Annotated in this window: 11 protein-coding genes; all 11 read left to right on the plus strand. The window is 53.7% G+C overall.

What is annotated here, in order from left to right:
- Positions 1-198: 198 nt before the first annotated feature.
- Positions 199-624, plus strand: coding sequence for a hypothetical protein (locus PsAD26_RS23645; protein ID WP_063312374.1), 426 nt, complete (start codon positions 199-201; stop codon positions 622-624).
- Positions 625-694: 70 nt separating this feature from the next.
- Complete coding sequence (locus PsAD26_RS23650) at positions 695-2,095, plus strand: phage tail sheath C-terminal domain-containing protein (RefSeq protein ID WP_063312375.1); 1,401 nt, start codon at positions 695-697, stop codon at positions 2,093-2,095.
- A gap of 9 nt (positions 2,096-2,104) precedes the next feature.
- The gene (locus tag PsAD26_RS23655; protein ID WP_063312376.1) at positions 2,105-2,611 is read left to right on the plus strand and encodes a phage major tail tube protein; all 507 of its coding nucleotides are present in this window, start codon (positions 2,105-2,107) and stop codon (positions 2,609-2,611) included.
- Between the two features lie 9 nt (positions 2,612-2,620).
- Positions 2,621-2,929 (plus strand): phage tail assembly protein, encoded by a 309-nt coding sequence (locus PsAD26_RS23660; RefSeq protein ID WP_063288275.1) that lies wholly within the window; start codon positions 2,621-2,623, stop codon positions 2,927-2,929.
- Between the two features lie 168 nt (positions 2,930-3,097).
- Complete coding sequence (locus PsAD26_RS23665) at positions 3,098-6,229, plus strand: phage tail tape measure protein (protein WP_063312377.1); 3,132 nt, start codon at positions 3,098-3,100, stop codon at positions 6,227-6,229.
- Between the two features lie 23 nt (positions 6,230-6,252).
- Complete coding sequence (locus PsAD26_RS23670) at positions 6,253-6,681, plus strand: phage tail protein (RefSeq protein ID WP_057466123.1); 429 nt, start codon at positions 6,253-6,255, stop codon at positions 6,679-6,681.
- Positions 6,682-6,700: 19 nt separating this feature from the next.
- Positions 6,701-6,907: a tail protein X gene (locus PsAD26_RS23675; protein WP_206600037.1), complete on the plus strand. Its 207-nt coding sequence runs from the start codon at positions 6,701-6,703 to the stop codon at positions 6,905-6,907.
- A gap of 3 nt (positions 6,908-6,910) precedes the next feature.
- Positions 6,911-7,915 carry a contractile injection system protein, VgrG/Pvc8 family gene (locus PsAD26_RS23680; RefSeq protein WP_063312378.1) on the plus strand — a complete coding sequence of 335 codons (1,005 nt, stop codon included), beginning with the start codon at positions 6,911-6,913 and terminating at the stop codon, positions 7,913-7,915.
- 317 nt (positions 7,916-8,232) lie between these two features.
- Positions 8,233-8,829 carry a D-Ala-D-Ala carboxypeptidase family metallohydrolase gene (locus tag PsAD26_RS23685; RefSeq protein ID WP_193758350.1) on the plus strand — a complete coding sequence of 199 codons (597 nt, stop codon included), beginning with the start codon at positions 8,233-8,235 and terminating at the stop codon, positions 8,827-8,829.
- Between the two features lie 34 nt (positions 8,830-8,863).
- A complete protein-coding gene (locus PsAD26_RS23690; protein ID WP_063312380.1) occupies positions 8,864-9,370 on the plus strand; it encodes a hypothetical protein in 507 nt (168 codons plus the stop codon).
- Positions 9,367-9,588, plus strand: coding sequence for a hypothetical protein (locus PsAD26_RS23695; protein ID WP_063312381.1), 222 nt, complete (start codon positions 9,367-9,369; stop codon positions 9,586-9,588). The genes PsAD26_RS23690 and PsAD26_RS23695 overlap by 4 nt, the downstream gene beginning before the upstream one ends.
- Positions 9,589-9,667 lie beyond the last annotated feature (79 nt).

The raw sequence follows: 9,667 nt of genomic DNA on the forward strand, positions 1-9,667 counted from the left end.
CTCCTGCTGGTCATGTACTCGGACCTGCTGGGCCGGTTGCCGTTTTCTTCTCAAACATAACGGCCTCTGGCGCTGGTCTGAAAAAGCGTATCAGCCGAAATGATCGTGCAGGCTCTTATGTGATGAACATCACCCTTGATGAACTTCCATAGACTTTAGCTAATCTCCCTTTTGACCTGATTTCTTAGGACCGAAACTATGCCAGATATAAACAGACAGACTGAAAGCTTGAGCCTGAAACATGCAGGCAAAACCTATATTGCCTGGAGTGAAGCGGACTTGAAAGCTGCTGGCGTGCCCCAGGCTGCTATTGAGGAAGCCCAACAAGGCACTCGCCTCAAAACAATCAAAGCGGAATGCCGCAAGCGCATCTATGCGCAGGCCAGCGCTGAGACCCAAATGAACATGGCAACTGCTGCTGCTGCCATTGCTGGCAAAGTTCACACAGGCCGCTCGGAAGATGAAAAAGCCACCTTGACCGGCATTAAAGCCGCTCTAGACTGGGTGGGTGTTATGCGCTCCAAATGCCTGGAACTTGCTGAAGATCCGGGCACTGATTTCACACAGGATGCCAGCTGGCCGGAGTGCCCGCCTGAAGTGGTTGCACTGACAGAGCAGTTTTAAGCCGCTTCCCATCCTTTTGAGTTTCATCCGTATCCGGTCCTGTGTGGCCGGTTTTTTTATGGAGAATTGAATGGCTGATACCAGCTTTCACCATGGGGTGCGGGTCTTTGAATCTGCTGAAAATCCCATTCTTATCGAGATTGCCCAGACCTCTACCATCGCATTGATTGGCACTGCTGAAGGTGCCGATGCTGAAGCCTTCCCTTTGAATGAGCCGGTGTTGCTTTTAGGGGACCAGAGCAAGGCGGCATTGCTCGGGGACGGAAATCTGCGCGATGGCGTTGATGCGGTGTTTAAACAGGTAGGAACCTACGTGTTTGTGATCCGTGTTGCAGAAGGGGCAGATGCTGCTGCAACGCTTTCTAACGTGATCGGTGAAGCCTCCACGCTCACAGGTATCCACGCGCTCAAAAAATGCCAGTCGGCTCATGGACTGACACCGCGCCTGATTGCCATTCCTGGCTTTACTGGCAGCTTTGAAGATAAAGGCCTGCAGTCCATCAATGTGACAAATGGTGGTGCCGGTTATACCGATGCCACAACCGTTACAATTGCAGGTGATGGCACCGGGGCTGAGGCAATTGCAATGGTCTTAGATGGGGCAGTCACTGAACTGGTGATTACTAAGGCTGGTTCTGGTTACACCAATGCCACAGCCACCTTGAACGGGGATGGCAACGGGGCAACTGCGACTGTCAATATTGGGGCGGTTGGCGATCCGGTGATTGCTGAGCTTGGCGGTGTGCTGGGTGAGCTTGAGGCTATCGGCATCGTTGATGGACCTGATAGCACGGATCAAGACGCGGTGAACTTTAAGGAAGTAAATGCCCACCCGCGTATCTTCATTGTTGATCCAAAAGCTGGCGACTGGGACACGGATCTCAATGCCAACCGGTTTAAGCCATCAGCGCCGTATTTTTGCGGTGTGCAGGCAAAAACGGATCGCACGCACGGGTTCTGGTGGTCGCTCTCCAACAAAACAATCAACGGTGTTACGGCGGTGTCCCGCCCGATCGCGTATGGCTCCCAGACCGACTATCTCAATGAGCGCGGCATTGCCACCATCATCAATCATGGAGACGGCTTTAAGACCTGGGGCAACCGGCTTTCTGGCGGCGATGATCTTTGGCGGTTTATGGCTGTGCGCCGGACGGCTGATTTCATCAATGGCGCTATCCGTGAGGGCTACATAGAGTTTGTCGACAAGCCGTTCTCAAAAGCCAACCTGCGGTTCATGGTTGAGAGCGGGAATGCCTTCATGGCCAAGCTGAAGGCTGAAGGTGCGATCCTGGGCGGTAAGGTCTGGCTGGACATGGAGCGCAACACGGACGAGGCCATGGCAGGCGGTAAAATCACGCTGGCCGTGGACTTTGAACCGCCTGCTCCCATGGAAGATATCCGCTTCATCGCTCACCGCAACATCACCTATTACACCGAGCTATTGAACGGTGTTCTGACCACCTCCGTTTAAGGAAACCCCATGAAAGAGACACCGCAATACATCTTGCGCAACTGCACCATTTTCGTGGATCGCGATTCCAAAGTGGGCAACGCAAGTGAAATCACCATTCCCAAGCTCACGGTGAAAACCGAGAGCATGCGCAATGCCGGCATGATCAAAGAACGCGATGTGGTCCTTGGCTATGAGAAGCTGGAAATGAGCTTCAAAATGACAGCCTTTGACCCTGAGACTTTGAAGCTCTTCGGGTTGGCAGCTGGTGTTGAAAAGGATTTTCTCGCCGCTGGGGCGTTTGTTGATGAGGACGGCACCACTCATAGCGCCACTTGTTATATGCGCGGCTTCCTGCGTGAAGTCGATGCCGGAGGCTGGAAGCCAGGTGATAAATCAGAGACGGATTATCAGGTCTCGGTCCACTCAATGAAACTGGAAATCGACGGTGCCCAGATTGTTGAGATGGATGATTTCGACGTGAAGATTGGCGGTGTGTCGCAATATGACAGCATCCGCAGTGCACTCCAGCTTTAAGAGACCGACATGGATCAGATCACTGTAAAGCTTCAATCGCCTGTCGAGCATGATGGGCGGACCTATAACGAGCTTGTGTTTCGCGAACCCACTGTTGCGGACATGATTCAAGCCGAGAAGTTTGAAAAGGACACTCTGGAAAGCAACGCTGTGTTGTTGGCAGCTCTTGCCGATGTGAGCCTGCCTGTCATCAAGCGCCTGAAGCTTTATGATTACAACGCGTGCGACATGCAAACGGTTCCGCTGTTTCTTCCTCCTGATAAGCGACCGGGTGAGGGCGAAGACCCAAATGCGGAAGCGGTGACGGAACAACCTTAAGCTGGCTACAGGTGGCGGCAGAGATTGCCGCTCACCTATCCACGCCGCTCAGCCATGTGGAACAGCTGTCACCGCAAAAAGCCATCGACTATTTTTATGAAGCCCAGAGGATCAAGCGGGAAGCTTTTGAGACCTCTCGGCGATAATTAAAGCAAACTGGAGCATGCCATGCGCAAGGTTGAAACCCAATTGAACTTGCGTGTGGTCTCCAATATGACCCGCGAGTTTCAAAAGACCACGGGTGCAAGTGCGCAGGCCGCAAAGAAGTTTGCCGAGCCATGGGTGCGTGAGGTGAAAACCCTCAACAGCAAAATGAACCAGCTCGGGGACTTCAGGAAACTGGAAGGCCAGCTGGACAGCCTGAAGAATAAAACCAAAGCAGCTTATGACACGCTCTCCGGTCGGCGCGAGCAGCTGGCAGGACTGAACAATCAGGCCAAATTGCTGGCCGGATCTTATGAGGCAGCAAGTGATCGGGTGATGCTGCTTGCCGACCGTATGCAGCGCCTGAAGGCTGAACAGGCTGAAACCAGCAAACAGCTGGCGAGCAATCAGGCAGCGCGCAAAGCTCTTGAAGAGCAAATGCGAGCGGCGCGAAAAGCTAAGGAACCTATTGATGGGTTGAAGGCTGCTATTGCTGAACTGAAGGCAGAAGAGCAGGGCCTAAAATCAATTCGGGCTGCGCAGAGTGAGCAGCTTTCAGGGCTCAATGCAGAGACCAGGGAAGCAGGGCAGGAAGCAAAGGTCCTTTCCAAACAGCTTGCCAGCACAACGCGTGAGGCGAAAAAAGTTGGTCGGGCCTATGGCCAGGCTGAAGAGGGAGCTGAAAAACTCTCAAGAGAGACCAGAAAAGCTTCCAAGTCTCTTGTCGATATGAAGACCGGCATGCGTTCCGCTGGTATGAACGTGAAAGATCTGACAGCCGAAGAGCGCAAGCTGGCCGCTGCTATAGATAACACCAGTGAAGCGATCGATGCACAAAATGCCAAGCTCTCTCAGCAAAAGAAAGCGGCACAGGTGCGGGACCAGAAACAGCAGGCCATGAAAGGCAAGGCTGTCAAGGCAGCGGCTGTTGGAGCTGGCGGTGCTGCAGCTTTTTACGCCAGCAAGCAAGCTTTGCGGGCTATGTACAACCCCGTTGGTGTCGCGATCGATGTGGAAGCAGCTTTTGCCGATGTGAAGGCCAAAACAAACTTCACCGATGAGGCTGAAGAGAAGAAATACAAGCAATCGACTATTGATATGTCGACCAAAATTGCAATGCCGTTGCTTGAGTTGTTTGCCTTGCAGGCAGCTGGCAGCTCAGCGGGTATTGCCAAGGAAGACTTGCAGCAGTTCACGTCGCTTGCTGGTAAAGCGGGTGTTTCCTTTGACATTGATGGAGCGCTTGCCGGTGAAGTGCTGGCGAAAACCAGAACGGCGCTGGGAACAGATCTAGAAGGGCTGACGGATTACGTTGATGCGGTGAACCACCTTTCTAACAGAACGTCTTCGATAGCACCTGATCTGCTTAACTACTTCTCGCGTGTGGCCGGGAGTTTTAAGAAAGCAGGCTTTACTCAAAATCAAACGCTTGCGTTAGGGTCGTCAATGGTGGCCGGTGGGTTTGCCCCTGAAGTTGTAGCCACCACATTTGCGAATGTTACAAAGACGCTGACCGGTGCAGATACGCTGAGCAAAGACAAGCGAGAGGCTTTTGCGGCAGTCGGGCTTGATCCTGTCCAGGTCGCCAAGGACATGCAGGTTGATGCCTTTGGCACCTTGCTCACGGTGGTTGAAAAGCTTGGGGAGGTGGAAAAGTACCGCCGCCTTGCAATTGAAAGACAGCTTTTTGGTGAGGAAGCAAAGGCTTTTGGTGGTCTGACTGAAAACATCCAGCGTTTGAAAGACACCTACAAGCTGGTTGAAAATGATGGTCAGTACGATCCCAAAAACGACCATGCAGGCTATCGCGGTTCTACAGAAGCCGAATACGCTTCAAAATCAGCGACCACGGCAAACGAACTGCAACTGCTTTCCAATGAGATGTATGCGCTGAAAGCGGAGTTTGGTGAAACCATGCTACCGGTTGTTCGGGCGGTCTCCAAGAGTATCCGAGAGTTCCTCGCCCCATTGCGTGACTGGGTGAGAGAAAATCCGGATCAGGCCAAACTTGCAGGCACCATTGCAGCTGTTGTGGCCGGGTTGATTGCAGTTGGTGGAGCTCTGACCACTCTTGTTGCAACGGCAACAGTTGCAGCCCTTGGCCTGAAGATGGCAACCAGTAAGCTCAGAGGACGCCGTGGATCTGGTTTGCTGGGTGAACTGATACTGGGTGAAGCCGCAGATAGTGTGCTGGGTGGTGATCACAAGCAAGACAAAGCCAAAACAAAGAGCAAATCAAAAATAGGAGGAAGGGCTGGAAAGTCCCTCGCGCTTGCTGGTTCTGCCGGGATTGTTTGGGATGCTCTAAGTACTGAATTACACCTGCTGGGCAAAACGGATGAAGAAAGACAGGCTCATTATCTCCAACAGTTAGAAGACGGCGCTCAAAATGGAAAGGCGCTGAACAGTTGGATTGAAGGTGTCTTACCGGATTGGGTCTTTAAAGCCGGCATAGTGAACAATCCCGATGTCTTGCCAAAAAGGCAGGTGGCACGGGAGAAGTTTGAACAATCCAAAGTGTTTTCCGGCGACCTGGCAACAGCGAAGGAAAAACTGGCGTTCGTTGATGACAAGATTGCCAAGGTGAAAGGGACGCCTCGGGAGGCTTCCCAGCTTATGACCCTGAACCGTATGAGAGAGCAGCTGACACAAACAATTGCCAAGCTTGAAAAGGAACTGCAAACTTCGCAGATCGCTAAGGCGCTGCAACAAAAGGCAGACCAGATTAAAGCGGTAATGGTGCCAGCGAACGCACCCAGAGCAAAGCCAGTGCCAGCTTTTGCAAGAGGCGGTGTCACAGGCCGTGGTCCGGCTCTCGTTGGAGAAAACGGACCGGAATACATCTGGACCGAGAGGGGCCAATATGTCTCCAACAACAATCAGCTGAAACAAATCAGAGCACTTGCGGCATCTGCTGCGATTGCAATGCCCATTGGCTTGTCTTTACCGCAACCGCCTGCTCAGGTTGCCTTGTTCACTCCGCCAACTACTCAGCAGCAAGGGGCTGGCAGTACAGCTCGTAGTGCACCGCTTGTGGGTGAGCTTCATGTACATGTGTCCGGTGGAAGTGGCAGAGACGCGCGCTCACTGGGCAAGGATGTAGGGCGAGAAACCATTAAAGCTATTCGCCAGTATCATTCTGATGGCGGCATGTAATCTTACAAACTTATGGAGTGGCTATGGCTGGACCAATTCCCATGGCGCTGGGGCCGTTTTTGTTTCATGCGCACGGCTTTGGCTATACCGAGCTGGAACGGACGCTGGAAACCCGGTGGGCTACGCAGGAGACTGCCGGGCGTATGCATGCCCAGCAATGGACGGGCCCCGGCTCTGAAACCATCCGCATCAATGGAGTCCTGTTTCCGCAAGAATTCGGCGGGCAAACAACGCTTGACGGTGTGCGCCTTGCTGCCAGGCAGGGCGTGCCGTTGATGTTGGTTTCTATTGGTGGGCGGGTATTTGGATCTCATACCATCCAAGGGGTTGAAGAAGCTCAAAGCCTTCACAACCGGATCGGGACACCGGGACAAAATGAATACACCATCGAGCTGCTGGCCTACCCAAGCAGCTTTTTTAATGTGATTGGCGCTGTCGCTTCGATCTTTTAACTCAACTCACGGAGCTCACATGGCGGAACTGATTGAGGTGGATATGGAACGCCCTCTGGACCTGATCTGCTCGCAGTATTACGGGCATACCAGGGGCAGCGTTGAAGCGGTGCTGGCGGCAAACACCCACCTTGTGGGGCTCACACCTATTGTACCGCGTGGAACCAAGATTGCTATGCCGGTTTTAAGCGGTAATGAGACAACCACGCTGAAGCTCTGGGATTAGACAATGCGGCCAATCGTAAAAGTCTCTATCGACGGCAAACCCGTTTCAGGGCTGTTTCTGGAGCGCTTGATTTCCATCCGTGTGGTAGATCGCGAAGGTACGCGATCAGATACCGTTGATCTGGAACTGGAGGATGGTCCTCCTTTTGTCGCGCTGCCAAAGCCAAAAGCGAAGATCAAGGTTTGGATGGGATATGCCACCAGTGGTCTGGTGTACAAAGGCGAATATACGGCCAGCGAAATTGAGGTGCAGTGCCTGCCGTATCTCCTCAATGTGCCAGGACAAGGCGCGGATGTAACGGAAGACCTGAAGACCCAGAAAGAACGCCATTTTGACAATAAGTCCGTCAAAGAAATTGTGAAGCAGTTAGCCGGTGAGCACGGACTAAAGCCTGTCATTGATGATGCAGTAGCCAGCCACGTTTATGAGTGGCTCGGTCAGCAAAGTGAATCGGATATGCACCTGCTTGAACGGCTTGCGCGTCGCCATGGTGCGCTGTTTGCTATCAAAGATGGCCGGCTTGTTTTTGCCGAAAAAGGAACCGGCAAAAGTGCGAGTGGAAAGGAACTTCCTGTTCAAACTATCTCGCAAACCCAGATCATTGAAGGCTCATGCCGCGTGCGGTTTGGCGATCGTGGCCGGTACAAGACGATTAAGGCGTACTATCAGGACCCGAACAAAGCCCGCCGTGTCGGTGTTGAGGCGCAGGGTGATAAGAACGGGAAGGGCACCTACAAGATCCGTGAGACCTTCAGCTCTAAAGGCGAGGCAAGAGAGGCCGCTAAGGCACGTGCCAAAGAGCTGCTGCGCGGTGAGGTGACCACAACAGTTTCAATTGAGGGCAGACCTGACTTTCTGGCCGGGCAACCATTCACATATGCGGGTGTGCGCCCTGGTGTGGACGGGTTGGAGTTTATCGCAGAAGGCATCACCCACAGTTACTCCAAAGGCGATGGATTACTGACTGAAATTGAAGGCAAAGCCAAAGCGAGAAGCGACACTGCCTGACCTGCAAAGAATTGCATTCTCAGGCTATCGGGTTTGAATAAACAGTTTTAGCTTTCAGGAAAACCAACCGTAGTTGATACCAATCAGAACTAGGATCACGATGGAAAGGCCGATAGAGGCAATTGCCAGTTTATCTTGCGTTGACATGATTGTGCTCCTATATTGTAAGCCAAGTAGACCCTCTGTGTCAGAGAGGGCCTACCGGCTTCAGGTTACCAGTGGTGTATGATGTTCGCTAAGAGCATCAGGGCCACGATAATCTGAAGGAGAATTGCGAGAAGCTGTAACTTCATATGCTTTTCTCCTTTGTGGCGGGGATGGCCAATCCATCCCCATCACCACAAACTCTTTATACTGCATTTTGCAGAGACATTCAGCTCCTGGTTGCGCATTTTGCAACTCATCCACCCGCCCTCCGAGGCGGGTTTTTTATTGGAGTAATCCCCGTGAACATCACTGAACTTGAGAGCGTGGAGGGCTTTGCCGCCTTCTGCGAGGGCCTCAACCTGCGCCATTTTTCACCTCGTGAGCTGCTGAGCAAGGGGAAAGCGCATGAAACGCCCGTGCATCCTGGTTATGGCCTCAACGCAGATCCGCCTGCAGAGCTCTGGCCCAACATTATCCCCGCCATCACCATGGCTGATAGAATGAGAGAACACTTCGGACGTCCGGTTGTCATTCTCTCTGCCTACCGCTCTGCGGCCTACAACACGGCCATTGGCGGAGCCTCGCGCAGCCAGCACCTGAAGTTTGCCGCGCTGGATCTGAGCTGTTCGGGCATCACCCCGCGAGCCTGTTTTGACTGGCTCGGCATCCAGCGCGATCGCGGCGTGTTTGTCGGCGGCCTCGGCCTTTACCGCAGTTTCATCCACGTGGACGGGCGTGGCATCAACGCCACCTGGGACAACTCCTGACGGCCACACCTCACTCATAAAAGGAACCTCTTTGATGCAACGGATCATTTCCCTTGCAATGGGCCTGTGTGCCCTTTGCTTTGCCGCCCTGAGCTTTGCCAGCACTGCGCTGGCCGCTGATGAGGGCAGTTACACCATCGACCTTGCGCCACTGGCAGAGGCTGTGATGCCCACGCTCATCGCTCTGCTGGGTGCGCTTGTCTCGGCAGCTCTGGCATGGGTGGCGCGATTGTTGCACCGATACCTGGGTGTATCGCTGGATGAACGTCACCGCAAAACTCTGGAGGAGATTGTCGTTTCCAAACTGCGGCAGATGCTGACAGATGCCTATGAGGGCAACCGGGCCTCCATGCGCATCCACTCCCGGTCCCAGCTTGTGGCCGAGCTTGCAGGTTACGCCACCAGAAAAGCCCCCGATGCCATCCGCCATTTCAAGTTGCAGCCGGCGGATCTGGCCGAGTTTGTCTCTGGACGCGTGGGGCCCAGAACCTTGCAGAAAATCCAGCAAGGCGATCGGGCAACCGGGCAGGGCAGCGCATGAGCCAGCTGCTGCGTGTCTTCCTCAAAGCCATGGTCGAGGCGCTGTTCAGCCGTCTTGACCGGAAGCGTGCCCAAACCCGCACCGATCGGCTTAATAAGACGGAGGAGCATCATGACTTCGAGCAGCAGGCCAGGGCAGCAGAGGCCGCCGCTCATCAGGCTCAGCTGGAGGATCGCCCTGATGACCTGCCTGAGCGCCTGCGCAAGCACGGGCTCTGACCCACCACAGCCATCCCAAAGCTATCTCTGGCGCTTTCCAACCCCAACGCTTCAGCCCTACAGCCTCACATACTCCGCT

Source organism: Pseudovibrio sp. Ad26, assembly GCF_001623285.1.
Classification (GTDB): Bacteria; Pseudomonadota; Alphaproteobacteria; order Rhizobiales; family Stappiaceae; genus Pseudovibrio; species Pseudovibrio ascidiaceicola.